The sequence below is a fragment of the Nocardioides insulae DSM 17944 genome (genome assembly GCF_000422825.1).
Classification (GTDB): Bacteria; Actinomycetota; Actinomycetes; order Propionibacteriales; family Nocardioidaceae; genus Nocardioides; species Nocardioides insulae.
On sequence record NZ_KE383929.1, the window covers coordinates 206,502 to 230,320 of the forward strand.

Here is a 23,819-nt window from a genome sequence, read left to right on the forward strand (position 1 = left end):
CGGCTCACTCCTCGGCCAGTCCGGTGTAGGCGACCACGCCGCGCTTGAGCCGTCGGATCGTCTCCCTGGCAGTACGACGCAGCGGGGTGTCGCCGGCCGCGTCGGCGATCTGGCCGGTCAGGTCGAGCAGCTGCTTCATCCAGCGGACGAAGTCTCCAGCGGCCAGGTCGACCACCCCGAGTACGTCGTCGAGGTCGTCGCCCTCGGCCCAGCGGTAGGCCGCCCAGGCGAAGCCCAGGTCGGGTTGGCGCAGGAAGTCCAGGTGGTTGTCGCGCTCCAGCGCGTCGAGCTGGGCCCACAGATGCACCATCGCGCCGATCCGGTCGCGGACCCGGCCTCCCGGCAGCCTCGGCGGCGCAGCGTCATCGGGTCGCCGGGCCTCGAAGACCAGTGTGGACAGCGCCGCCGCCAGCTCCGAGGGTGACAGGTCGTCCCAGAAGCCCTCGCGCAGCGACTCGGCGGCGAGCAGATCCAACTCGGAGTAGATCCGGCGCAGGTGGGCACCGCGTTCGGTCACCTCGACCGGCCCCGCCTCGGCATGGGAGAGATAGCCGAGGGCGGTCAGCACGTCGCAGACCCGGTCGAACTGACGCGCCACCGTGTTGGTACGCGACTCGACCCGCCGCGCGAGGGTGGCGGCGTCCCGGTCCAGCTTGAAGTACCGCTCCGCCCAGCGGGCATGGTCCTCGCGGTCGGGGCAGCCGTGGCACGGGTGGGCCTTCATCTGCGCCCGCAGTTCGCCGATCTCGGCCTCCGCGCCCGCGGGCAGGCCGCCCTTCACCGGCCGACGACGGTCCGATCCGTCACGGTCCAGCGCGTGGGTGCGGTCCCGCAGCGCTCCGGCCAGCGTTCGCCGCATCTGCGGGTTGCGTCCGTTGAAGTTCTTCGGGACCCGCATCCGGGCCAGTGACACGACCGGCGTCTGGAAGTCGATCATCGCCAGCCGTCGGGCCTGCCGGTCCAGGGTGATGACGGATGGGCGGGGGTTGTCCTCGTCGTAGCCGGGGTCGATCACCACGGCGTACCCGGCGAACTTGCCGGACGGGACGTCGATGATGTCCCCTGGCCGGAGCCGGCCCAGCGACTCGACCACCTCGGCCCGCCGATCGGCCCGGCGGGACCGGCTGGCCTCCTTCTCGACCTCGCCGATCCGGCGGCGGATCCCGGCGTACTCCATGAAGTCGCCCCGGTCGCAGGTCGCCGAATCGCGGTAGCCCTCCAAGGCGTCCTGGGCCTTGCCCAACTGGCGGGCGAGCCCGACCACGGCCCGGTCCGCCTGGAACTGGGCGAAGGACTGCTCCAGCAGCTTGCGAGCGGTCTCCCTGCCGAACTGGTGCACCAGGTTGACCGCCATGTTGTACGACGGCCGGAAACTGCTCCGCAGCGGGTAGGTGCGGGTCGAGGCCATGCCGGCGACCTCACGCGGGTTCATCCCGGGCTGCCAGAGCACCACGCCGTGACCCTCGACGTCCAGGCCACGCCGCCCGGCCCGGCCGGTGAGCTGGGTGTACTCCCCCGGCGTGATGTCGGCGTGGGTCTCGCCGTTCCACTTGGCGAGCTTCTCGATCACCACCGTCCGGGCCGGCATGTTGATGCCCAGCGCCAGGGTCTCGGTGGCGAAGACCACCTTCACCAGGCCGCGGAGGAAGAGCTCCTCGACGACCTGCTTGAAGGCCGGCAGCATGCCCGCGTGGTGAGCGGCCACACCGCGGGTGAGCCCGTCCAGGAAGTCGTGGTAGCCCAGCACGTGCCGGTCCTCATCGGGAAGCTCCCGGCAGGCCTCCTCGACGTAGTCGTAGATCGTGTCGCGCTCCTCGGGGGTGGTCAGACGCGCGTTCGCGGCCAGGCACTGGGTCACCGCCGCGTCGCAGCCGACCCGGCTGAAGATGAACACGATCGCCGGAAGCAGGTCATCACGCTCCAGTGCCGCCACGATCTCGGGGCGCGAGGGGATCCACACCCGTCGCCCGTTGCCGACCTGGCGGCCGCCGTCCCTCCCCTGGCCGCGCCGTCCGGAGCCCTTGGGGCTGCGTCGGTCGCGCATCTTGGCGGATGCCCAGTCATCGCGCGCCACCCGCATCAGCTCGCCGTTGACCGGGGCGCCCTCCTGGACGAAGCCCGAGGCCGCATCAACGTCGCTGGACGCGAACAGGTCGTAGAGCCGGCGCCCCACCATGACGTGCTGGAAGAGGGGGACCGGACGACGTTCGGAGAGCACGGTGGTGGTCTCACCGCGCACGGTCTCGAGCCACTCGCCGAACTCCTCGGCGTTGGACACGGTGGCGCTCAGCGACACCAGCGTCACCGATTCCGGAAGGTGGATGATGACCTCCTCCCACACCGCCCCTCGAGATCGGTCGGCCAGGTAGTGGACCTCGTCCATCACCACGAATCCGAGGCCGGTCAGGGTGCTGCTGCCCGCGTAGAGCATGTTGCGCAGCACCTCGGTGGTCATCACCACGATCGGTGCCTCGCCGTTGACGACGTTGTCGCCGGTCAGAAGGCCGACCCGGTCTGCGCCGTAGCGCCGCACCAGATCATGGAACTTCTGGTTCGACAGGGCCTTGATCGGCGTGGTGTAGAAGGCCTTGCGACCCGTCTCCAGTGCGAGGTGGATCGCGAACTCGCCCACGATCGTCTTGCCCGAGCCGGTCGGCGCCGCGACGAGCACGCCGCGGCCCTCCTCGATCTCGCGACAGGCATGGGCCTGGTAGTCGTCCAGCTCGAAGTCGTACATCGAGGTGAAGTCGGAGAAGACCGGGTGCCGGCTGTTACGGCGATGCGCCGCGTAACGCTCGGCCGGTGACAGTTGTTCGCCCGTGCTTCCGGTGCGCCCCGTATCCATGGGCCCCAACCTACTTGCCCGCCCCGAGCCCCGGAGCCAGGCTCAGGCGAACACCCGCAGAGCTCCGGGCACCACCTCGACGCTCAGGGGCAGCCGGCCGACCCGCTCGCCATCGGCATAGGCGACCACGCCGGGGGCAGCCAGGGTGAGGCGGCGCACTCGGATCCGCTCGTACTGGGGGTGCCGGACGTGTCCGCCCCGGAACAGTGACGGGTAGACCCGGACCAGCTCGGCCTTGGACACCGGCTTGATCAGGACGACGTCCAGGAGGCCGTCAGCGGGGTCTGCTCCGTGGGTGAGTCGGATGCCGCCACCGAGGGACTCGGTGTTGCCCACCGAGACCAGCATCGCCTCCACCTCCCGGACCTCGCCGTCCAGGTCCAAGGTGTAGCGCAGCGGCTCGAACGCGCGCAGTTCCTGGATCAGTGCCCTCGTATAGCGCAGCCGTCCGGGTGGCCAGGTCAAGGTGTTGGCCCGCTCGTTGACGAGGGCGTCGAAGCCGGCTGCGAGCACGGTGACGATGTAACGGTCCCCGCAGCGGGCCAGGTCGATGGTGCGGGTACGGCCCGCGATCACCCGGTCGGCGGCCGCCAGCGGGTCGCCCCGCGGCAGGTCGAACTGCCGGGCGGCGTCGTTGCCGGTACCGGTGGGGATGATGCCGAGCGGCAGGCCGCTCCCGGCCAGGGCCCGGGCGCCCAGACCCACCATCCCGTCTCCGCCGCAGACCACCAGCGCCTCGACGCCGTCCAGGACCGCTCGCCGGCCGAGCTCGGCGGCCTCGACGGCGTCACGACCGGTCAGCACACGCACCGCGATCCCCGCGTCCCGGAACCGGCGCACCACCGCGGGCAGCGCGGACCCTCCGCGCCCCGACCCGGCCGCGGGGTTGTGCAGCAGGGCGATCTCGCGGGCGGGCATCACGCGCCAGAGGATAGGGCACGCTCCGGCGCTACGTCGGGCGCTACGCCTGACAAGCCGCGTCAGTGGGTGTCGCGGTGGTCGCCCCCGACGCTGAGCAGCGCGGCGTACCGGTGCGGGTCGGCGCCGACGGCGCGTGCGAGCCGGTTGAGCGCCTCGAGGAGCCGTTCGGCATGGAAGGAGGTGCCCGGCACCGCGAGGGTCAGCCGATCGCTCAGTTCGACGGTGAGCACCTCGCCGCGCACCCAGTGCTGGTGGGCCTTGATCCTGGTTGCCTCGTCGACCACCGGCTGCGGGTAGGCCACGTCGACCGCGAGCAGGTCGCACGCCTCGGTCTGGCCGGCCGGGCCGGTGAGAACGCCGGCGAGCAGCCGCACCCCGGCACCGGGGCCGGTGCCGGACCAGGCCACCTGCTCGGTGCCGAGCCACTCCGGCAGGTCGAAGGGATCGAGGTCCGAGCCGTGGAGCCCGCCGGACGATGCCCCGGAGGCGACGCTCATCTGCTGGGGGTGCTCAGAGCGGGGAGAGCTCGTCATCCCCGACCTCGGACATCGCGGACCTGCCGCGGCGCCGGTCGACCAGACGAGCGATGATCTCCGCGACGATGAACAGCACCACCATCGGCACGGCGAGCGCCAACATGGAGAACGGGTCGGTCGACGGGGTCGCGATCGCCGCGAAGACGAACGATCCCAGGATCAGCCAGGCGCGATAGCGCCCCAACTGCTTGCCCGAGACCACACCGGCGAGGTTGAGCATCACCACGAAGAGCGGGATCTCGAAGGCGACACCGAAGACCAGCAGCATCCGGGTGAGGAAGGAGAAGTACTCCCCGAACTCGACGAGGTTCTGCATCCCCTCCGGGGTGAAACCGATCAGTACCTCCAGGCCGGTGGGCAGCACGTAGTAACCGGTGAGGACACCCAGGATGAACGTGGGTCCGGCCACCGCGGCGAACACGTAGGACCAGCGCTTCTCGTTGTCGTGCAGGCCGGGGACGATGAAGCCCCAGATCTGGTAGAGCCAGTACGGACTGGAGGCCACCAGTGCAGCGACGCCGCACAGCTTCAGCTGAAGCAGCAGCGGTCCGGTGGCACTCTTGATGTACGCCTCGGTCTGGACGTCGTCGCCGAGCATCGCGCGCGCGTCGTTATAGGGATCCATGACCAGGCTGAGCAACTGGTCGTAGAAGACGAGCGCGACGATGAACGCGATGATCAGGAACAGAGCAGAGCGGAGCAGACGTGCGCGCAATTCCCGAAGGTGGTCGGAGAGGGCCATCCGGCCGTCCGCACCGATCGGGTGTTGAGGCCGCCCCCGGAAGAGGTCGGCGAAACCCGTGATCGACAACGCAGGATCAGGCGTTGTCGCTGCGGCCGTGGTGCTGCGGGGTGTCCTCCACGATCTCGGCGTCGACCGGTTCGGAGCGCTTGGTCGGCAGCTCCCCCGGGTCGGAGGCAGAGGTGGAGGTCTTCTTCTCGTCCTCGTCGTCGTCCAGCAGACCCTTGGTCTCGGACTTGAAGATACGAAGTGCTCGGCCGCCGCCACGCGCCAACTCGGGCAGCTTGGTGGCTCCGAAGAGGAGGATCAAGACGAGAAGGATCAGGACCAGTTCCTGTGTTCCAAGTCCGAACATGAGGGGAATCCTGTCAGTTAGATGCTGTCTACAACGTGTTCCATGCTACCCCGCGTCTGTGCGGGGCCGGGGCACATCTTGCCCGCACACTCTGGCACGACTAGGTGTACAGGTCGAGAGCCTCGCCGGCCTGGGAGATGAACGCGTCGCCAACCACGCGTGGTGAGACCACCGTGACGTACGGCGCCAGGCGCAGCAGCAGCCGCAGCAACCATCGTTGGTCGGCCACGCGCAGGTCGACCTCGAGGTCGCCGTCCGGGAGCGCACGGGTGTCCTCGACGGGGTAGTACTCGGTGATCCACTGGCCCCCCGGGGCCACCCGGAGAGTGACCTCGGTGAGCTCGTCGGCCTGTCCGAAGAAGCCCTCCCCGAGATCCCGCGGACCCGCGGGCGGCGTACTGACCGGGGTGTCGAGCACCTCGGCCGTCTCGATCCGGTCCAGGCGGAAGAGCCGCGGGGCCTCGGCGCTGTGGCACCAGGCGTCCAGGTAGTGCTGCCCCTGGTGGGTCACCACCCCCTGCGGATCGACCAGCCGGGTGGAACGTTCGTCCCGGGCCGGCACCCAGTAGTCCAGACGCACCTGGACGCCGCGCGCCACGGCGTCGCGGAGCCGGTCGGCGAGCCGCACCAGGGCGAGATCCGGGGCTTCGACACCCGGCTCGACCTGGGCCGCCCCCTCGGCGGCGGCACGCTCGAACTTGGCGAGGGTCCGGTCGACCAGCTCGCGGGTGGAGGAACTCTCGGCACCGTCGCGCAGAGCGCGCAGCGCCACGATGAGGGCGCTGGCCTCCACCGGCGTGAGCCGCATCGGTCGGGAGAGGTAGTCGGCGTTGGACACCCGGATGACCGCGTCGTCCGGATCCTCCAGGGCGTCCAGGTCGACGTCGATGAGGTCGTCGGGATAGCCCCCGGGGAGCCCGCAGAGGAACAGCACCCGCACGTCCTTGGCCAGCTGGCGCGGCGGCACCCCCAGATCGGCCGCGGCCTCCTCCAGCCCGACGATGCCGTGCCGGTGCAGGTAGGGCACCAGGGCCAGCAGCCGGCCGACCTGCTCCTTGGCGTTGTGCGCCGTCCGTGCGCTCATGGGGTCACCACCGCACGAAGTCTCGCAACGACCTCGTCGCGCAACTCGGCGGGGCTCACGACATACGCGTCGGGACCGTGTGCCAGCACCTCGTCGGCCAGCTCGCCGACCGGACGGGTCAGCCGCACCCGGTCCCACTCCCCCGCCGGTCCGCCCGTCGGCGCCACGCCGGACTCGACCACCTCGGCGATCCGGCGCAGGGTGTGTCCGGCCCCGGGACGGACGAGTACGACGGCCTGTACCGCCGGCACCGTGGGTGCCAGCCTGGCCGCCACCTCCCGCAGGTCGACCCCTTCGGGAACCTGGAAGCTGCCCGGGTCGCCGACGCGCGGGCGCCCCCGGACCCTGCTGAGCCGGAACACGCGCTCGGCGCCGCGGTCGGTGTCGAGGCCGACGGCGTACCAGCGTCCCGAGAAGCGCACCACTCCCCACGGCTGGAGGTGGCGCCGGGTCGCGCTGCCGCCCGGGCGGGCGTAGTCGAAGGTGACGGGGCGGCGGGTGACCGCGGCCTCCCAGAAGATGTCGAAGCTGGCCTCCTCGGCCCCCAGCCGGGGCTGGACGATCTCGAGGGCCTGCGCGTCGTGCTCGATGCCGGCGGCGGTCAGCTTGCGCATCGCTTCGGTGGCGGCCTCCGCCATCCGGGCGTGATCCCACACCTTGGCGGCCACGCCCACGACGGCGGCCTCCTCCGGGGTGAGCTCGATGTCGGGCAGCGCGAACTCGTCGGGGCGGATGCGATAGCCCACCTCGTCGTCGAAGAGCGGGTCGACCGCGCCGGTCTCGACCGGCACGCCGAGGCTGCGGAGCTCCTCCTTGTCACGCTCGAACATCCGCTCGAAGGCCTCGACGGAGGAGTCGGGGTACAGCAGCTCCCGGAGGCGTTCCTTGGTGATGTAGTGCCGCTGCACGAGGAGCGTGATGAGCAGATTCATCAATCGCTCGGTCTTGGCCGCTGACACCGGCTACCCCCGTCCTTGTCGACGGCGCGAGACTACCGCGCCCGGCTCACTTCACCTCGACGATGTCGACCACGAAGTAGAGCGTGTCGGTGCCCTTGATCCCGGCCTGGGAATTCCCGCTCTCGCCGTAGCCGTAGCGCGGTGGGATGCCCAGGATGACGCGGCTGCCCTGCTTCATCCCCTCCAGCCCGTAGGTCCAGCCCTGGACCACGCTGTTCAGCGCGAACTCGGTGGGCTGACCCTTCGAGTAGCTCTCGTCGAAGGGCTTCTCGCCCTGGTAGACCTGACCGAGGTAGTTGACCTTGACCGTGCTGTCCAGGGTCGCGGCGGGGCCCTTGCCCTGCTTCACCACGGTCCGCTGAAGGTCACCCTCCGGGTCGGGTGCAGCCATCCCGGAGAAGTCGAAGCCGGTGGGCTCACCGCCCTTCTCGACGATCTTCGGCATCGCCGAGGCAGGAACGTCGACCGGCTCGGGCGGCACGACCTCCTCCATCACGTCCATCACGATCAGAACGGTGTCGGCGTTCCCGACGCCCAACTGGGCGTTGCCCGCCTCTCCGAAGACCTCGCTGGCGTCGGTGACCGAGGCGACCCGCGAACCCACGGCGGCGCCGTCCAGCAGGCTCGAGAAGGCCTCGCTGACGCTGTCGTCCCCCGGCGACATCTCCATGGGCTGGCCGTTGTCCCAGTCGCTGTACGCCTTGGACTTGGTGGTGCCGTTGCCGATGTAGACATAGACGCTCGCCTTGGTGTCCCCGGTGATCTCCGGCCCGTCGCCCTCCACGAGCGTCTCCTGCTCGGGCTCGTCGACCTCCATGACCGCGTTCCAGGTGACCTCCGGGGCCTTGCCCTGGTCGCCCGCGATCTCCACTGCGTCGAAGCCGGTGGCCGTGTCCTCGCCCAGGCCCACCTCGGGCTCGCCGCACGCGGCCAGGGCGGGGATCAGGAGAGCAGAGGCGGCCGTGGCCGCCAGGGCGTGACGCAGACGTGGACGCACGGAGGTTCCTTCGGCGATCGGGGGCTGGGCAGGGACACCCTAACCGGGTCAGACCAGCCCCCCGCCCGTGGGCGTCGGAGAGCGACTCACATGCCGTCGATGAGCCGCTGCACCCGCTCGTCGTAGGCCCGGAAGGGGTCCTTGCACAAGACGGTGCGCTGGGCCTGGTCGTTGAGCTTGAGGTGGACCCAGTCGACGGTGAAGTCGCGGCGCCGCTCCTGAGCCTTGCGGATGAACTCGCCGCGCAGCCGTGCCCGGGTGCTCTGGGGCGGCACCGACTTGGCCCGGAAGGTGGCCAGATCGTCGGTGACCCTGGCCACCGCCCCCTTGCGCTGGAGGAGGTAGTAGAGCCCGCGCCCGCGATGGATGTCGTGGTAGGCGAGGTCGAGCTGGGCGACCCGCGGGTGCCCCAACGGCAGACCGTGGGTGGCGCGGTAGCGTTCGATCAGCTTCCACTTGATCACCCAGTCGATCTCTCGCTCCACCAGCGACAGGTCGTCGGACTCCACCGCCTTCAGTCCGCGCTCCCACAGGTCCAGCGCCCGCTCGATGGTCGGGGTGGCGATCTGGCGACGGTCGACGAAGTCGCGGGCCTTGCTGAGGTATTCGTGCTGGATGTCCAGCGCGCTGGCCTCGCGACCGTTCGCCAGCCGGATCTTTCGACGACCGGTGGTGTCGTGGGCGATCTCGCGGATGGCCCGGATGGGGTTCTCCATGGTGAGGTCGCGCATCACCACCCCCTCCTCGATCATCCGCAGGACCAGGTCACACGAGGCGATCTTGAGCATCGTGGTGGTCTCCGACATGTTGGAGTCACCGACGATCACGTGCAGCCGGCGGTACTTCTCGGCGTCGGCGTGCGGCTCGTCGCGGGTGTTGATGATCGGGCGGCTGCGGGTGGTCGCGCTGGAGACGCCCTCCCAGATGTGCTCGGCGCGCTGGGAGATGGAGTACGACGCCCCGCGTGGGGTCTGGGTGACCTTGCCGGCGCCGACGATGAGCTGGCGGGTCACCAGGAACGGGATCAGGATGTCGGCGATCCGGCTGAACTCGCCCGCGCGCCCGACCAGGTAGTTCTCGTGGCAGCCGTAGGAGTTGCCGGCGGAGTCGGTGTTGTTCTTGAACAGGTAGATCTCGCCGGCGATGCCCTCGGCGTGGAGCCGGTCCTCGGCGTCCAGGAGGAGCCCCTCCAGGACCCGCTCGCCGGCCTTGTCGTGGGTCACCACGTCGATGACGTCGTCACACTCCGGGGTGGCGTACTCCGGGTGGCTGCCGACGTCGAGGTAGAGACGCGCGCCGTTGCGCAGGAAGACGTTGCTGCTACGCCCCCAGCTGACCACCTTGCGGAACAAGTACCGCGCCACCTCATCGGGGCTCAGCCGACGCTGGCCACGGAACGTGCACGTGACGCCGTACTCGTTCTCGATCCCGAAGATCCGCCGCTCCATGCGGCCACACTAGACCCAGGATGCACACCCGCAGCGCTGTTCGACACGAAGATCCCCGAAGTGGTGGCGAACGGGTCCATGACAACTGTCATGCCGGGAACGTGACGCAGCTCGATGGTCGGTTCCCAGGTACGGCGAGAGGCTCGGACCATGAACTCCACCACGGGCCCCGATAGGGCGCCGGCCATCGAACTCCACGGCCTGGTCAAGCGGTTCCGTACGCCTCACGGACCGCCGGTGCGCGCGGTCGACGGTATCGACCTGAGCATCGGTCGCGGCGAGATCGTGGCCTTCCTCGGGCCCAACGGCGCCGGGAAGACCACCACGCTCGACATGGTGCTGGGCCTGACCGCCCCGAGCGAGGGCTCCGTCCGGGTGCACGGGCTGCCTCCCCGCGAGGCCGTGCGCACCGGGCGCGTGTCCGCCGTACTCCAGACCGGCGGGCTGCTGCGCGACCTCACCGTCCGGGAGACGGTGCGCCTGATCGCCTCCACCTTCCCCACCGGGGCGCCCGTGGACGAGGTGCTCGAGCGGACCGGGCTGACCGGGCTGGCCGGCCGCCGCGTGTCGAAGTGCTCGGGCGGTGAGCAGCAGCGGCTGCGGTTCGCCCTCGCGCTGCTGCCCGATCCCGACCTGTTGATCCTGGACGAGCCGACCGCCGGCATGGATGTCACCGCCCGACGCGACTTCTGGGCGACCATGCACGAGGAGGCCGGGCGGGGTCGCACGGTCGTCTTCGCCACCCACTACCTGGAGGAGGCCGATCGGTTCGCCCGTCGGATCGTGATGGTGGCGGGGGGCAGGCTGGTCGCCGACGGCCCTACCGACCAGATCCGCTCCCGGGTCTCGGGGCGTACCGTGCGTGCCCGGCTCAGCCCCGGCGGTGACCGCCTGGTGGGCGAACTCCGCGATCATCCCGCCTGCCTGCGGGTTGAGGTCGACGGGGACCGGGTCGAGGTGCAGACGACCGACTCCGACGCCGTCGCCCGGATGCTCCTGCTCGGCCACGCCGCCTCCGACCTCGAGATCACCTCCGGGTCCCTCGACCACGCCTTCACCGCTCTCACCCAGGAGGTCTCCCGATGAATCGTCCCGCCGCCGTACTCAACACGACCTACGCCGCGATCGAGCTGCGCAGGGTCTCGCGAGACCTGGTGTCCCTGTTCTTCATCGCGGGCCTCCCTGCCGTCCTCTACCTCATCTTCGGGTCCTCCGCCGAGGACTCCGCCGTCAGGGTCGGCGACGGCAACGTCGCCTTCTACGTGATGGTCTCGATGGCGGCCTACGGTGCGGTGACCGCCACCACCGGTGTGGGCGGGATGGCCGCCGTCGAGCGGATGCAGGGCTGGGGCCGGCAGCTGGGTCTCACCCCGATGAGCGATGCGGGCTTCGTCGTGGTGAAGACCTTCGTGTCCTTCGCCATCGCCGTCGTACCGATCGCGCTCATCTACCTGCTCGGTGGCCTCACCGGGGCCGAGGCGGACCCGAGCAGCTGGCTGATCTCCGGACTCGTCGTCCTGGCGGGTGCGGCTGTCTTCTCCCTCTACGGTCTCGCCGTCGGACTCATGTTCCGCAGCGAGGGAGCGGTGAGCGCGGCCAGCGGCTCACTGGTGATCCTGGCCTTCCTGGGCAACGTGTTCTTCCCGCTCAGCGGCCTGATGCTCGACATCGCCCGGTTCACCCCGCTCTACGGGTACGTCGCCCTGGCCCGTTACCCGATCACCGGCGGCGAGCTCGTCTCAGCGACCGGTCCCACCTCGGAGACCGACCCGCTGTGGCTGCCTGTCCTCAACCTGGTCGTATGGGCCATCATCTTCGCAGGACTGGCGGTGTGGCTGGTGCGCCGCGGACGCGGCCGGCAGTGACGACCGAGGCAGCGCGGTGTCGAGGCGGCGGGGTGTGGCCGGACGTTTCCCCGGTTCACCGGGGAAACGTCCACTACCCGGCCGAAAAATCGGCCAGGTAGTGCCACTATTGCCTGGGCGGTGTGACCGGTGTGAGGCGTGGGACGTGCGGTCTCTGCCCGCGTGGCGTGCGGGCTGGCAGGGAGGACAGGCGATGACCGGGGAGACCGAGCCGGGGCGGCCACCGCTGCGCTCCCCCGGCGACCGCTTCTCCTGGGTGATGGGTGTGTGCTGGCTGGTCTTCCTCGGCTTCCCCGTGTCGGCCGCCCTCCAAGTGGACGCACCACCCGTGGTCCGGGCCCTGCTGGTCCTGGACATCGTCGCCTTCGCGGGGCTGTACACGGCCGGATTCGTCCTGTGGAGTGTCTGGGCCAACCGAGCCGCCGACCTGCGGCTCAGCAGGCTGCTCCTGGCGGCTCTGATCGTGCTCGCCGCGGCGAGCGCCCCTGCCCTGGGCGGCGAGGCACTGACGATGGTCACCTTCCTGATCGCCTTCGGCATGGCCACGCTGCCCGTGCGGGAAGGGCGCACGCTCGCGGCCGGCTGGATCGCCCTGACGGTGGCGGTCGTGATGTTCGGGGGCGACTCCGGTGGATGGATCATCGTCGTGATCAACATCGGCGTGGCGCTGTTGACCGGGTTCATCCGTTGGCTCGAGGAGAACGAGGACGCCCATCAGTCGGTACGACGCGAGCTCGACGTCCTCGCCGAGCGGGAGCGGGTCGCGCGCGACGTCCACGACGTGCTGGGCCACAGCCTCACCGTGGTGACCGTGAAGGCCGAGCTGGCCGAGCGCCTGGTCGACCTGGATCCCGCGGCGGCCAAGCAGGAGCTCGCCCAGATCCGTTCTCTCTCCCGTGAGGCCCTGGCTGAGATCCGGGCCACCGTCTCCGGTCTGCGGGTCGCCCGGCTCGGGGACGAGCTGGAGGCGGCGCGGGCGGCGCTGGCCGGAGCGGACATCACCGCCGACCTCCCCGACTCCGACACGGCCGTGGCGGCCACCGATCCGCGCTACCGGATCGTGCTCGCCTGGGTCCTGCGCGAGGCGGTCACGAACGTGGTACGACACAGTCACGCGACCCTGTGCCGGGTGCGGCTGACCGCGACCTCGCTCACCGTCACCGACGACGGCACCGGTTGCGCGGGAGCCGCCGAGTCCAACGGGCTCCGCGGCATCAGGGAGCGGGTCGGCGCGGCCGGTGGGTCGGTACGGTTCGCTCCCGGACCGGACGGACGCGGCACGACCCTGGAGGTGCACTGGTGATCAAGGTCCTGCTCGCCGACGATCAGGCGCTGGTGCGCGGCGCGCTGGCGGCGCTGCTGCGCCTCGAACCCGACCTGGATGTCGTGGCCGAGGTAGGGCGCGGCGACGAGGTGGTCGAGGCCGCCCGCGCCAGTGGCGCCCAGATCTGTCTGCTCGACATCGAGATGCCCGGCGCCGATGGCATCGAAGTGGTCGCGGCCCTGCGGGAGGAGCTGCCGCAGACCCGTTCGATCATGGTCACCACCTTCGGGCGTCCCGGCTACCTGCGCCGCGCGCTCGAGGCAGGGGCGTCGGGCTTCGTGGTCAAGGACACCCCCGCGACCGAGCTCGCCGACGCCGTACGCCGGGTGCACGACGGCCTGCGCGTGGTCGACCCGGCCCTCGCGACCGACTCACTGGTCTCCGGGGCGAACCCGCTCAGCACGCGAGAGCAGCAGATCCTGCGGGAGGCGCTGGACGGCTCGCCCGTCGCCGCCATCGCGGGACGGGTCCATCTCTCCCCCGGCACCGTGCGCAACCACCTCTCGGCCGCGATCGGCAAGACGGCCACGTCCAACCGGACCGAGGCCGCCCGCACCGCCCAGGAGCGCGGCTGGCTCTGATCCCCCGATCACCCGCGGGAGTCCCGTAGCTGGTGGGTCTCCACCATCCACGCCGACCCCGCGGCCGGCGGATCACCCGGGCGGAGCGACCGGGGGTTCGTCCTTCGAGGATCCCTCGATCGGCTCGGCCGCCGATGCGTCCGGCTCACCGAGCAACGTCTCGAGCCGGCTCGGCTTGATCCGGGAGAACTTCCGGGGCTGCGTGCGGGTGCGGTCGAGCACCGCCACCTCGAGGTCTCCGGACGGGATCACCCGATCGGAGCCCTGGGTGCCGTTGCCCGAGTGACCGAGCGCGGCCACCGCCAAGCGCAGCGCCTCCTGGAGCGGGAGACCATCGGAGTAATGCTCCTTGAGGTAGTCGGCCACGACATCCGCGGCACCGCCCATGACGGCGTAACCGTGCTCGTCGGCGACCTGACCGTCGTAGGTGAGGCGGTAGAGCTGGTCCTCGGCCGGAGCATCGCCGATCTCGGCGACGAAGATCTCCACCTCATAGGGCTTCTCGCCCCCGGAGGAGAAGATCGTGCCGAGGGTCTGGGCGTAGGCGTTGGCGAGCCCGCGCCCTGTCACATCACGCCGGTCATAGGCGTAGCCGCGCATGTCGGCCAGCCGGACCCCCGCGATCCGGAGGTTCTCGAACTCGTTGTAGCGGCCCACCGCCGCGAACGCGATCCGGTCGTAGATCTCGGAGACCTTGTGCAGCGCCTGGGAGGGATTCTCAGACACGAACAGCAGCCCGTCGGCGTACTGCAGACCCACGACCGAGCGGCCCCGGGAGATGCCCTTGCGGGCGAAGTCGGCCCGGTCCTTCATCAACTGCTCGGGCGAGACGTAACCGAAGCCCATGCTCATCGGGGACCCCCCTCGCTCGTGGGACGCTCCAGCGGAGCATAGGGACCGTCGGGACGCACCATCCGGCCGGCCACGACCCGGTCGGCGATCGCCGCCACGTCGTCCTGCGGCATCCGGTGACCGCCGTCGGCGGTGATCACGTGCACGACCGGGAAGATCCGACGGGTGAGGTCGGGCCCTCCGGTCGCGGAGTCGTCATCCGCGGCGTCGTAGAGCGCCTGCACCACCACCGCGACCGCGCCCTCCTCGTCGAGGTCTTCGCGATAGAGCTTCTTCAGTGCCCCACGGGCGAACAGGGAGCCCGAGCCGACCGAGTGGAACGCGGTCTCCTCATAGCGTCCGCCGGTCGCGTCGTAGCTGAAGATCCGGCCCTGGTCGGCGTCCAGGTCGTAGCCCGCGAACAGAGGTACGACGGCCAGCCCTTGCATCGCCATCGCGAGGTTGCCCCGGATCAGCGCGGAGAGTCGATTGGCCTTGCCCTCGGTGGAGAGCGTGGTGCCCTCGATCTTCTCGTAGTGCTCCAGTTCGGTCTGGAACAGCCGCACCATCTCGACCGCCAGCCCCGCCGAGCCGGCGATGCCGACACAGGAGTACTCATCGGCCGGGAAGACCTTCTCGATGTCGCGCTGGGCGATGATGTTGCCCATCGTCGCCCGCCGGTCGCCGGCCATCAGGACCCCGCCCGGGAAGGTGACCGCGACGATCGTGGTGCCGTGCGGGGCGAGCTCGACCCCGTCCCCGTGCCCGCTCAACCGGGGACCGGGCAGTAGGTCGGGTGACTGGCTGTTGAGGAAATCGGCGAAGGACGACGTGCCCGGAGCGAGGAAGGAGGCAGGCAGGCGCGCGTCGTTCATGCGCGGCCCCGCTCGGGGGCGTGCTCACGCGAGGCGCCGACCGCCGCCATCACTGCCCGCCCTTCTGGATGAAGGACTTCACGAAGTCCTCCGCGTTCGTCTCGAGGACGTCGTCGATCTCGTCGAGGATGTCGTCCACATCGGCGTCGAGCGACTCCTTGCGCTCGGCGACATCGGTCTCCGGGGTCTCCTCTACCGACTCGTCGGACTCCGACGAGCGGCGGGGCTGCTTCTGCTCCTGTGCCATGGCTTCAACCTATCCATTCGAGGTCAGCGCTGCGACGAGCGCCGAGGCGGTGTCGCAACGGTCGATCAAGTCGCCGACGTGGGCCTTGGTGCCGCGCAACGGATCCATCGTCGGCACCCGCTGCAGCGATTCCCGCCCGGGGAGGTCGAAGATCACCGAATCCCAGGATGCCGCCGCCACTTCGGCGGGATACCGCTCCAGGCAGGTGCCGCGGAAGTAGGCGCGCGTGTCCGCGGGTGGCTCGTGCATGGCCCTTTCCACGGCTTCGTCGTCGAGGAGGCGTTCGATCCGACCGGCCCGGACGAGCCGGTGGTAGAGCCCCTTCTCCGGGCGCAGGTCGGCGTACTGCAGGTCGATGAGGTGCAGCTTGGCGTCGTCCCAGTCCAGACCGTCACGATCGCGGTACTGCTGGAGCAGCTTCAGCTTCGCGACCCAGTCCAACTCGCCGGCGCACTGCATCGGATCGGTCTCCAGGCGGGTCAGGACCGACTCCCACCGGTCCAGGACGTCGACCGTCTGGGCGTCGGCGTCGGTGCCGTAGCGGTCCTCGACGTACTTGCGAGCCAGCTCGAGGTACTCCATCTGGAGCTGGACGCCGGTGAGCCGGCGGCCGTCCTTGAGCGTGATCAACGTCTGCAGGCCGGGGTCGTGGGAGACGGCCCGCAGCGCCGCCACCGGACCGTCGACGGCCAGGTCACGGGTCAGGAACCGCGCCTCGATCATGGCCAGCACCAGCGAGGTGGTGCCGACCTTGAGGTACGTCGAGACCTCGGCGAGGTTGGCGTCGCCCAGGATGACGTGCAGCCGGCGGTAGGTCTCCGGATCCGCGTGCGGCTCGTCGCGAGTGTTGATGATCGGACGCTTCAAGGTGGTCTCCAGACCGACCTCGACCTCGAAGAAGTCCGCCCGCTGGCTGAGCTGGAACCCGTTCGCGCGGCCGTCCTGGCCGATCCCGACCCGGCCGGCGCCGGTGACGACCTGACGACTCACGAAGAACGGGGTCAGGTGCTGGACGATCTCCCCGAACGGGGTGGAACGACGCATCAGGTAGTTCTCGTGAGCACCGTAGGAGGCACCCTTGTTGTCGGTGTTGTTCTTGTAGAGCACGATGCCGGGCGCCTGGGGCAGCGCCCGGGCGAGCCGGGCCGCGTCCAGCATCACCTGCTCGCCGGCCTTGTCGAAACGCACCACGTCGAGCGGACTGGTCACCTCGGGCGTGGAGAACTCCGGGTGGGCGTGGTCGACGTAGAGCCGCGCGCCGTTGGTGAGGATGACGTTGGCCAGGCCGAGATCCTCATCGGTGAGCTGGGTGGGGTCGGCGACCTGACGCGACATGTCGAACCCGCGCGCATCACGCAGCGGCGACTCCTCCTCGAAGTCCCACCGAGCCCGCCGCTCGGTCAGCGTCGCCGAGGCGTAGGCGTTGACGACCTGGGAGGAGGCCACCATCGGATTGGCCGTGGGCTGCCCCTGGACCGAGATGCCGTACTCGACCTCGGTGCCCATCACCCGTCGTACGCTCATGTGTTGAGCCTAGACGCAGGGTGCGCGACCGAGACAGCGCGAAACCCCGCGGCACGCCACCGGCTTGGACAGGCTCGGCCGAGGGCGCGGATCCGTGGATCGACGTCGGCCGAGCCCGTCGGGGCCCGGTGTGGGTGCGGGGTCAGAGGTACTGCCCGGTGTTGGCGACCTGCTCGATGGAGCGACCCGGCTCGGTGCCCTGCTTGCCGGTGATCAGAGTGCGGATGAACACGATCCGCTCCCCCTTCTTGCCGGAGATGCGGGCCCAGTCGTCGGGGTTGGTGGTGTTGGGGAGGTCCTCGTTCTCCTTGAACTCGTCGACGCAGGCCTGGAGCAGGTGCCCGACCCGCAGGCCCTTGTGCGCCTCGTCGAGACCAGAGTCGAGGAACGCCTTGATCGCCATCTTCTTGGCCCGGTCCACGATGTTCTGGATCATCGCCCCGGAGTTGAAGTCCTTGAAGTAGAGGACCTCCTTGTCGCCGTTGGCGTAGGTGACCTCCAGGAACCGGTTCTCCTCGGACTCGGTGTACATCCGCTCGACGGTCGCCCGGATCATCGCGTCCACGGCCGCCTGCGGGTTGCCACCGAACTCACCGACGTCGTGCGGGTGCAGCGGCAGGTCGATGGTGAGGTACTTGCTGAAGATGTCGCGGGCGGACTCGGCGTCGGGGCGCTCGATCTTGATCTTCACGTCGAGTCGGCCGGGCCGCAGGATCGCCGGGTCGATCATGTCCTCCCGGTTGGAGGCGCCGATGACCAGCACGTTCTCGAGCAGCTCCACGCCGTCGATCTCGCTGAGCAGCTGCGGCACGATGGTGTTCTCGACATCGGAGGAGACGCCGCTGCCGCGGGTGCGGAACAAGGAGTCCATCTCGTCGAAGAACACGATCACCGGGGTGCCCGAGGACGCCTTCTCACGGGCCCGCTGGAAGACCAGCCGGATGTGCCGCTCGGTCTCGCCGACGTACTTGTTGAGCAGCTCGGGGCCCTTGATGTTGAGGAAGTAGGACTTGGCCTCCACTCCCCCGGAGCTGCGTTGGGCGACCTTCTTGGCCAACGAGTTGGCCACCGCCTTGGCGATCAGTGTCTTGCCGCAACCCGGCGGACCGTAGAGCAAGACACCCTTGGGCGGCTTGAGCTGGTGCTCCCGGAACAGGTCGGGATACAGGTAGGGCAGCTCGACGGCGTCCTGGATCATCTCGATCTGACCGGCCAGACCGCCGATGGACTCGTAGGCGATGTCGGGCACCTCTTCGAGGACGAGCTCCTCGACCTCCGACTTCGGCACCTTCTCATAGACATGCCCCGAGCGCGGCTCGAGCAGCAGGGAGTCACCGGCGCGGATGGTCTCGCCGCGCAGCGGCGCCGCCAGGCGCACGACGCGCTCCTCGTCGGCGTTCGCGATCACCAGGGCCCGCTCGCCGTCGGCGAGCAGCTCCTTGAACATGACCACCTCGCCGAGCTGCTCGAAGGCGAACGCGTCCACGACGTTGAGCGCCTCGTTGAGCAGAACCTCCTGACCGCGCACCAGGGAGTCGATCTCGATGTTCGGCGAGACGTTGACCCGAAGCTTGCGGCCTCCGGTGAAGACGTCGATCGTGCCGTCCTCGTGAGCCTCCAGGAAGGTGCCGAACCCCGCCGGCGGCTCCGCCAGCCGGTCGACCTCCTCCTTGAGCTTGGTGATCTGGTCACGGGCATCGCGGAGCGTCTCTGCGAGCCGCTCGTTCTGCGCCGTCACGGCCGCCAGCGAGCGCTGGGTCTCGGCGAGCCGGAGCTCGAGCCCACGCGTCTCCTGCCCCACGACGCCCTCGGCGCGCTCCAGCAGGCGACGACGGAGATCATCGATCTCCGCCTCGAGCAGACGGACGTGACTGGCGATCTCCTCGGGACTCCGCCCACCACCGGAAAAATCGGACTGCGACATGCGCGTCACCTCCTGTGCCAGTGACCCTACCCATGAAACGGAGGGGCGGAAGGGGAGATCGCGCGGCGATTGTCACGATTTGGACGCGAAACGCACGGTGGCGGGGCCGCACCCGTCCTCGCGGCGCAGGTGCAGGTCCCTCGACCGATCTACTCGGTCGGGTCGGCGGGTACGCCGTCCGGGCGGGGCCCGGTGTAGTCCGGCCCGTAGGCGCCGGGGGCGGGACGACGGGTCTTGCGCGGCGCGCGTGCGCCCGGGGCGAGCCGGCGGGCGGTGACCAGGAAGGCGGTGTGGCCGATCATCTTGTGGCCCGGCCGGACGGCGAGTCCTTCCACATGCCAATCACGGACCAGGGACTCCCAGGCCTGCGGCTCGGTGAACCCGCCGTGCGCGCGAACCGTCTCGACGTACCTGGACAGCTGGGTGGTGGTGGCGACGTAGGCGCACAGGATCCCGCCCGGGAGCAGCGCACTCGCCGCCGCGTCGACACACTCCCACGGCGCGAGCATGTCCAGGATGACCCGGTCGCAGCGCCGCCCGGAGGCAGGCAACTCCTCCTGCAGATCGCCCAGGTTGAGCTCCCACGACGGGTGGGACTCGCCCTCGGGCACACCGAAGAACTGCCGGACGTTGCGCGTGGCGACCTCGGCGAACTCCTCGCGGCGCTCGAAGGAGGTGACCCGGCCGTAGGGTCCCACGGCGCGCAGCAGCGAACAGGTCAACGCACCGGAGCCGACACCGGCCTCGACCACGTGGGCACCGGGGAAGATGTCGGCCTGCGCGACGATCTGGGCGGCGTCCTTGGGGTAGACGACAGCAGCCCCGCGCGGCATGGAGACGACGAACTCGGAGAGCAGCGGCCGGAACACGAGGTACTCGCCCCCGGCAGAGGAAACGACGGTGAACCCCTCCTCGCGACCGATCAGCTCGTCGTGGTCGAGGTGTCCCTTGTTGGAGAAGAACCGCTTGCCGGGCACCAGTTCGAAGTTGTGCTTGCGTCCCTTCTGGTCCACCAGGCGCACCCATTCACCCGCACGGAGCGGGCCGCGGTGCACGCCCGACCAGGCTTCCGCCGGCACATCGGTCACGTCGCTCGCGGTCTCGGGCTGCGGGGTTCGCTCATCGGACACAGCGGTCCAGATTAGTGCGCCCGTGACCCGATCGCCGCATTGCGGAGCAGCATCAGGGATGGACGGTCCGCTCAGCGCCCTGCGGCGCGGTAGGCCGCGTCGACGTCGGCGGTGACCAGAACGCCGGCCACCGCACCGTCCTCCTCGACCAGGAGGTACTCCTCGGCCGGGGTGCGGGTGAGCGCGACGATCAGGGCCTCCCCGCTGAGCGAGACAGGCAGGGCGAGGCCGCGCTCGAGGGTGCGCGCCACCGAGGCGGTGGCGACCCAGGGGCGGCGGTCCTCGGGGGTCGCCTGGACCGCGGACTCGTTGACCAGTCCCACCGGTCGTCCGTCGGTGGCGACCGTGACGATGCTGCCGGCGTGCGCCTCGTTCGCGCGGCGTACCGCCTCGGCCAGCGGAAGCTCGCCGGGCACCGCGAGCGTACGGCGGGCCAGCTGTCGCGCCTCCAGTTGTGGGAGCCGGGAGCGGAACCGGGCCGAAGCCATCGCCTGGGTCGCCCCGGTCCAGAGGAACACCGCCACGATCACGGCGAGGACGTAGTCGAAGAAGTCGGCCCGGACCCCGAGCAGCCACGGGAGTGCCGCCGGCCAGAGCAACGCCAGGACCGCGACCCCGCGGCCCACCCAGCCCGCCACGAGGGTGCCGCGGTGGGCGTCCCTGGTCAGTCCCCAGACGCCGGCCTTGAGGACCCTGCCGCCGTCGAGGGGCAGGCCCGGGATCAGGTTGAGCACACCCACGAAGAGGTTGGCGAGGACGAGGCCCTCCACGGCGACCTGCAGCAGGCCTTCGGGGGTCACGAACCACAGCCCCAGGGCGATCACGCCCACCCCGATCGAGGTGAGCGGACCCACGACGGCGATGAGGAACTCCTCCTTGGGCCGCCGTGCCTCGCCCTGCACCGCGGTGGCGCCGCCGAGGAAGTGCAAGGTGATCGTGCGGACGGGATAGCCGTAGTGCCTGGCCACGTAGGCGTGGGACACCTCGTGCAGGAGCACGGAGCCGTAGAGCACCACGGCGAACGCGAGCCCGGCGACGTACTTCCAGATCCCGAGTCCGGGGGTGACCTCCTCCACCCTGGGGGAGACCAGCACCGCGATCAGGATGGCGATGAGGAACCACGAGGAGGAGACCAGCACGTCGGCACCCGCGATGGACCCGATCCGGAAGGTGCCGGGCGGACGGCTGGACTGCTGGGCCTCCGGCGGAGGCGTGGTCTCGGGCACCTTCCGAGCCTACCCAGGGCTGCCGACCCGTCCGGTGAGCCCCTCCGGACCCCGGCCTCGCAGCGGACCGGAACTGTCCGACCCCGACACTAGGGTGGTCCCATGTCCACGATCTCCCCCTCCCCGGCCGAGCGGATCTCCACGCCGGTCGACGGGGTGGACGTGCTCGGCGCGCTCTCCCCCAGCAGGGCCGGCGATTTCCTCAGCTGTCCGCTGCTCTACCGCTTCCGCACCATCGACCGGCTGCCGGAGCCGACCTCCGTCGATGCCCTGCGCGGCACCCTGGTGCACAAGGTCCTGGAGGATCTCTTCGACCTCCCGGCCGGTGATCGCACGCCGGATCGCGCTGCGGCCATGGTCGAGCCGACCTGGGCCGCTCTGAGCGCGGCGGACCCGGCGTTGGAGGAGCTGTTCGGGGCGGAGGGCCCGGAGATCGCGGGGTGGCTCGGCTCCTGCCGCTCCTCGCTGGCTCGCTACTTCACCCTCGAGGATCCCCGGCGGCTCGAGCCGGCCGAGCGGGAGGCGTACGTCGAGACGGTGCTCGACAGCAGGCTTCTCCTGCGCGGGTTCATCGACCGGCTCGACGTCTCCCCCGACGGACTCCTCCGGGTCGTCGACTACAAGACCTCCCGCTCCCCCAGCGAGCGGTTCGAGGCGAAGGCGCTGTTCCAGCTGCGGGTCTACGCACTGATCCTGTGGCGCACCCGGGGCGTCGTCCCCACGGTGCTGCAGCTGGTCTACCTCGGCAACGGCGAGATCATCAGCTACCGGCCCGACGTCGAGGATCTCCTGGCCACCCAGCGCAAGGTCGAGGCGATCTGGGCGGCGATCAGGGTCGCGGAGGAGTCCGGGGACTGGCGCCCCAGCACCGGTCCGCTGTGCCGGTTCTGCGCCCACCGGGCGGTCTGCCCGGCGTACGGCGGCACGCCGCCGCCATTGCCTGTCCGTGAGGTGGAGGACCCCGGGACGATCGACCCCGGGTCAGTCCTCGGCGGCGAGCGCCCCCAGGTCGGCGGGACCGAGCGCGGTGAGGGTGTCACGGAAGACCCGGCCGGGGCCGGCGGGCACCGAGACGTGGTTCTCGACGACGAGCACCCGGCACCCGGCCGCCTCGGCTGAGGCGGCACCGGTGCCCGAGTCCTCGATGGCGACGCACTCGGTCGGGGCCAGCCCCAGCGCGGCGGCACCGGCCAGATACGGCTCCGGGTGGGGCTTGCCCCGGCTGACCTGGTCGCCGGTGACGACCGCGGCGAAGGTCCCGGGTGGGAGAGCGGCCAGCACCGGGGCCACGAAGCGCTGCCACGACATCGTCACCAGTGCGCACGGCACGCCCGCCTGCTGCAGCTCCGCGAGCAGCTCGCGGGCCCCCGGGCGCCACGGCACGTGCTCCTCGATCCGAGCCACCACGCCGTCGAGGAGTTCCTCGACGACCTGTTCCGGCGTGCGCTCCAGGCTCATCCGTGCGATCAGGTAGCGCGCCGAGTCGAGCAGGTCGCTTCCGACCAAATGCAGGGCGTCCTGGTGCGACCAGGTGGCGCCGTACTTGTGCGCCATCGCGAACTCGGTCTCGATCCAGAAGGGCTCGGTATCGACCAGAGTGCCGTCCATGTCCCACAGGACACCGGCGGGGAGACGCACTCCCTCGCCCGCGGAACCTCCAGGCCGACGGGAATGTGCAGTGCTCAGAATGCCCTCCGGAAGCTCGACGCCGCCTGCGATGCGACCACTCAGCCTAGAACGCGGAGGCTCCGGGTCCACCATCAGCGGGGCGAACTCCACGCAACCCCAGCGTCGGGCGAGCGTGGGTGGTGCGAGGCGCCCAGGGACCAACGGCACGCGGGCCCTACGCTCCTCCCATGCCTGACACCGGCCAGATCCGCCTGCGTCCCATCGACGAGGGCGACCTCGATCTCCTCGAGCGCCTGCACGAGGACCCGGTCGAGGCGGGCGAGCACGACTTCTACGGTTTCCGGCACCCCGGCCGGCTCCGTCGACTGTGGTTCGAGGAGGGCTTCCTCTCCCCCACCGGTGGGCGCCTGGCGATCGCCGACGCAGCCGGCAGGTTCCTGGGCGAGGTGCAGTGGCACGAGGTGTTCCAGGGACCGGCCTCGCCGTGCTGGAACATCGGCATCGCCCTGCTGAGCTCCGAGCGCGGCCGCGGGGTGGGCACGCAGGCCCAGGTCCAGCTGGCCGACTACCTGTTCGCACACACCCGGGTGAACCGCATCGAGGCCAGCACCGACCGGGACAACCTGGCCGAACAGCGCTCCCTCGAGCGGGCCGGATTCACCCGGGAGGGGATCCTGCGGGGTGCCTGCTTCCGCGCCGGTGAGTGGCGAGACATGGTGATGTACGCGGTGCTGCGCTCGGACCGCCCCACGTCCGGGTGAGCCCGCAGGTCTCCT

The 23,819-nt window shown here is 70.2% G+C and carries 22 protein-coding genes and 1 pseudogene; 6 read left to right on the plus strand and 17 right to left on the minus strand.

What is annotated here, in order from left to right:
• Positions 1-4 precede the first annotated feature (4 nt).
• The 9 genes from G515_RS0115575 to pafA form a co-directional block, all read right to left on the minus strand.
• On the minus strand, positions 5-2,845 hold the full coding sequence (locus tag G515_RS0115575; RefSeq protein WP_051218471.1) for a DEAD/DEAH box helicase: 2,841 nt from the start codon (positions 2,843-2,845) through the stop codon (positions 5-7).
• A 42-nt stretch (positions 2,846-2,887) separates the two neighbouring features.
• Positions 2,888-3,763 carry a diacylglycerol/lipid kinase family protein gene (locus tag G515_RS0115580; RefSeq protein ID WP_028660884.1) on the minus strand — a complete coding sequence of 292 codons (876 nt, stop codon included), beginning with the start codon at positions 3,761-3,763 and terminating at the stop codon, positions 2,888-2,890.
• Positions 3,764-3,825: 62 nt separating this feature from the next.
• On the minus strand, positions 3,826-4,263 hold the full coding sequence (locus G515_RS0115585; protein WP_028660885.1) for a hypothetical protein: 438 nt from the start codon (positions 4,261-4,263) through the stop codon (positions 3,826-3,828).
• A gap of 13 nt (positions 4,264-4,276) precedes the next feature.
• Positions 4,277-5,044: a twin-arginine translocase subunit TatC gene (gene tatC / locus G515_RS0115590; RefSeq protein ID WP_245565434.1), complete on the minus strand. Its 768-nt coding sequence runs from the start codon at positions 5,042-5,044 to the stop codon at positions 4,277-4,279.
• Between the two features lie 76 nt (positions 5,045-5,120).
• Positions 5,121-5,399, minus strand: coding sequence for a twin-arginine translocase TatA/TatE family subunit (tatA, locus tag G515_RS0115595; RefSeq protein WP_028660887.1), 279 nt, complete (start codon positions 5,397-5,399; stop codon positions 5,121-5,123).
• A gap of 100 nt (positions 5,400-5,499) precedes the next feature.
• Complete coding sequence (locus tag G515_RS0115600) at positions 5,500-6,483, minus strand: helix-turn-helix transcriptional regulator (protein WP_028660888.1); 984 nt, start codon at positions 6,481-6,483, stop codon at positions 5,500-5,502.
• The gene (locus G515_RS0115605) at positions 6,480-7,415 is read right to left on the minus strand and encodes a helix-turn-helix transcriptional regulator (protein ID WP_245565435.1); all 936 of its coding nucleotides are present in this window, start codon (positions 7,413-7,415) and stop codon (positions 6,480-6,482) included. The genes G515_RS0115600 and G515_RS0115605 overlap by 4 nt, the downstream gene beginning before the upstream one ends.
• A gap of 73 nt (positions 7,416-7,488) precedes the next feature.
• Positions 7,489-8,439: an FKBP-type peptidyl-prolyl cis-trans isomerase gene (locus G515_RS0115610; protein ID WP_028660890.1), complete on the minus strand. Its 951-nt coding sequence runs from the start codon at positions 8,437-8,439 to the stop codon at positions 7,489-7,491.
• Between the two features lie 86 nt (positions 8,440-8,525).
• Complete coding sequence (gene pafA / locus G515_RS0115615) at positions 8,526-9,887, minus strand: Pup--protein ligase (protein ID WP_028660891.1); 1,362 nt, start codon at positions 9,885-9,887, stop codon at positions 8,526-8,528.
• A 150-nt stretch (positions 9,888-10,037) separates the two neighbouring features.
• Here pafA and G515_RS0115620 point away from each other — a divergent pair, with 150 nt between their 5' ends.
• The 4 genes from G515_RS0115620 to G515_RS0115635 all read left to right on the plus strand — a co-directional run bounded on the left by G515_RS0115620 (position 10,038) and on the right by G515_RS0115635 (position 13,657).
• On the plus strand, positions 10,038-10,973 hold the full coding sequence (locus tag G515_RS0115620; RefSeq protein WP_028660892.1) for an ABC transporter ATP-binding protein: 936 nt from the start codon (positions 10,038-10,040) through the stop codon (positions 10,971-10,973).
• Positions 10,970-11,752, plus strand: coding sequence for an ABC transporter permease (locus tag G515_RS0115625; RefSeq protein ID WP_036555880.1), 783 nt, complete (start codon positions 10,970-10,972; stop codon positions 11,750-11,752). The genes G515_RS0115620 and G515_RS0115625 overlap by 4 nt, the downstream gene beginning before the upstream one ends.
• A gap of 193 nt (positions 11,753-11,945) precedes the next feature.
• Positions 11,946-13,055 (plus strand): sensor histidine kinase, encoded by a 1,110-nt coding sequence (locus G515_RS0115630; RefSeq protein WP_028660894.1) that lies wholly within the window; start codon positions 11,946-11,948, stop codon positions 13,053-13,055.
• A complete protein-coding gene (locus G515_RS0115635; RefSeq protein ID WP_028660895.1) occupies positions 13,049-13,657 on the plus strand; it encodes a response regulator in 609 nt (202 codons plus the stop codon). Before G515_RS0115630 ends, G515_RS0115635 begins: the two co-directional genes overlap by 7 nt.
• Before the next feature lie 72 nt (positions 13,658-13,729).
• On the opposite strand, the gene prcA is transcribed toward G515_RS0115635, so the two are convergent.
• From prcA to G515_RS0115670, 7 genes are all read right to left on the minus strand, one after another.
• A complete protein-coding gene (prcA, locus tag G515_RS0115640) occupies positions 13,730-14,509 on the minus strand; it encodes a proteasome subunit alpha (RefSeq protein ID WP_028660896.1) in 780 nt (259 codons plus the stop codon).
• Positions 14,506-15,363, minus strand: coding sequence for a proteasome subunit beta (gene prcB / locus G515_RS0115645; protein ID WP_028660897.1), 858 nt, complete (start codon positions 15,361-15,363; stop codon positions 14,506-14,508). The genes prcA and prcB overlap by 4 nt, the downstream gene beginning before the upstream one ends.
• A 49-nt stretch (positions 15,364-15,412) precedes the next feature.
• A complete protein-coding gene (locus tag G515_RS0115650; protein ID WP_028660898.1) occupies positions 15,413-15,610 on the minus strand; it encodes a ubiquitin-like protein Pup in 198 nt (65 codons plus the stop codon).
• Positions 15,611-15,619: 9 nt separating this feature from the next.
• On the minus strand, positions 15,620-17,134 hold the full coding sequence (dop, locus tag G515_RS0115655) for a depupylase/deamidase Dop (RefSeq protein ID WP_028660899.1): 1,515 nt from the start codon (positions 17,132-17,134) through the stop codon (positions 15,620-15,622).
• A gap of 142 nt (positions 17,135-17,276) precedes the next feature.
• On the minus strand, positions 17,277-19,058 hold the full coding sequence (arc, locus tag G515_RS0115660) for a proteasome ATPase (protein ID WP_028660900.1): 1,782 nt from the start codon (positions 19,056-19,058) through the stop codon (positions 17,277-17,279).
• A 149-nt stretch (positions 19,059-19,207) separates the two neighbouring features.
• Positions 19,208-20,113 carry a tRNA (adenine-N1)-methyltransferase gene (locus G515_RS0115665; RefSeq protein WP_051218567.1) on the minus strand — a complete coding sequence of 302 codons (906 nt, stop codon included), beginning with the start codon at positions 20,111-20,113 and terminating at the stop codon, positions 19,208-19,210.
• 146 nt (positions 20,114-20,259) lie between these two features.
• Positions 20,260-21,414 carry a site-2 protease family protein gene (locus G515_RS0115670; protein WP_028660902.1) on the minus strand — a complete coding sequence of 385 codons (1,155 nt, stop codon included), beginning with the start codon at positions 21,412-21,414 and terminating at the stop codon, positions 20,260-20,262.
• Positions 21,415-21,516: 102 nt separating this feature from the next.
• Here G515_RS0115670 and G515_RS21825 point away from each other — a divergent pair, with 102 nt between their 5' ends.
• Positions 21,517-22,533, plus strand: a complete 1,017-nt coding sequence (locus tag G515_RS21825) for a RecB family exonuclease (protein WP_245565436.1) — start codon at positions 21,517-21,519, stop codon at positions 22,531-22,533.
• Between the two features lie 24 nt (positions 22,534-22,557).
• On the opposite strand, the pseudogene G515_RS23130 reads toward G515_RS21825, so the two are convergent.
• Positions 22,558-23,175, minus strand: a pseudogene (locus tag G515_RS23130) (HAD family hydrolase); the annotation flags it as partial.
• A gap of 95 nt (positions 23,176-23,270) precedes the next feature.
• Here G515_RS23130 and G515_RS0115680 point away from each other — a divergent pair.
• Positions 23,271-23,804: a GNAT family N-acetyltransferase gene (locus tag G515_RS0115680; RefSeq protein ID WP_028660903.1), complete on the plus strand. Its 534-nt coding sequence runs from the start codon at positions 23,271-23,273 to the stop codon at positions 23,802-23,804.
• Positions 23,805-23,819 lie beyond the last annotated feature (15 nt).

Coding starts and splice junctions, on each gene's coding strand:
- G515_RS0115575 (WP_051218471.1), bottom strand. CDS start 2,845: ATGGATACGGGGCGCACCGGAAGCACGGGCGAACAACTGTCACCGGCC.
- G515_RS0115580 (WP_028660884.1), bottom strand. CDS start 3,763: ATGCCCGCCCGCGAGATCGCCCTGCTGCACAACCCCGCGGCCGGGTCG.
- G515_RS0115585 (WP_028660885.1), bottom strand. CDS start 4,263: ATGAGCGTCGCCTCCGGGGCATCGTCCGGCGGGCTCCACGGCTCGGAC.
- tatC (WP_245565434.1), bottom strand. CDS start 5,044: ATGGCCCTCTCCGACCACCTTCGGGAATTGCGCGCACGTCTGCTCCGC.
- tatA (WP_028660887.1), bottom strand. CDS start 5,399: ATGTTCGGACTTGGAACACAGGAACTGGTCCTGATCCTTCTCGTCTTG.
- G515_RS0115600 (WP_028660888.1), bottom strand. CDS start 6,483: ATGAGCGCACGGACGGCGCACAACGCCAAGGAGCAGGTCGGCCGGCTG.
- G515_RS0115605 (WP_245565435.1), bottom strand. CDS start 7,415: ATGAATCTGCTCATCACGCTCCTCGTGCAGCGGCACTACATCACCAAG.
- pafA (WP_028660891.1), bottom strand. CDS start 9,887: ATGGAGCGGCGGATCTTCGGGATCGAGAACGAGTACGGCGTCACGTGC.
- G515_RS0115620 (WP_028660892.1), top strand. CDS start 10,038: ATGAACTCCACCACGGGCCCCGATAGGGCGCCGGCCATCGAACTCCAC.
- G515_RS0115625 (WP_036555880.1), top strand. CDS start 10,970: ATGAATCGTCCCGCCGCCGTACTCAACACGACCTACGCCGCGATCGAG.
- G515_RS0115630 (WP_028660894.1), top strand. CDS start 11,946: ATGACCGGGGAGACCGAGCCGGGGCGGCCACCGCTGCGCTCCCCCGGC.
- prcA (WP_028660896.1), bottom strand. CDS start 14,509: ATGAGCATGGGCTTCGGTTACGTCTCGCCCGAGCAGTTGATGAAGGAC.
- prcB (WP_028660897.1), bottom strand. CDS start 15,363: ATGAACGACGCGCGCCTGCCTGCCTCCTTCCTCGCTCCGGGCACGTCG.
- G515_RS0115650 (WP_028660898.1), bottom strand. CDS start 15,610: ATGGCACAGGAGCAGAAGCAGCCCCGCCGCTCGTCGGAGTCCGACGAG.
- dop (WP_028660899.1), bottom strand. CDS start 17,134: ATGAGCGTACGACGGGTGATGGGCACCGAGGTCGAGTACGGCATCTCG.
- arc (WP_028660900.1), bottom strand. CDS start 19,058: ATGTCGCAGTCCGATTTTTCCGGTGGTGGGCGGAGTCCCGAGGAGATC.
- G515_RS21825 (WP_245565436.1), top strand. CDS start 21,517: ATGTCCACGATCTCCCCCTCCCCGGCCGAGCGGATCTCCACGCCGGTC.
- G515_RS0115680 (WP_028660903.1), top strand. CDS start 23,271: ATGCCTGACACCGGCCAGATCCGCCTGCGTCCCATCGACGAGGGCGAC.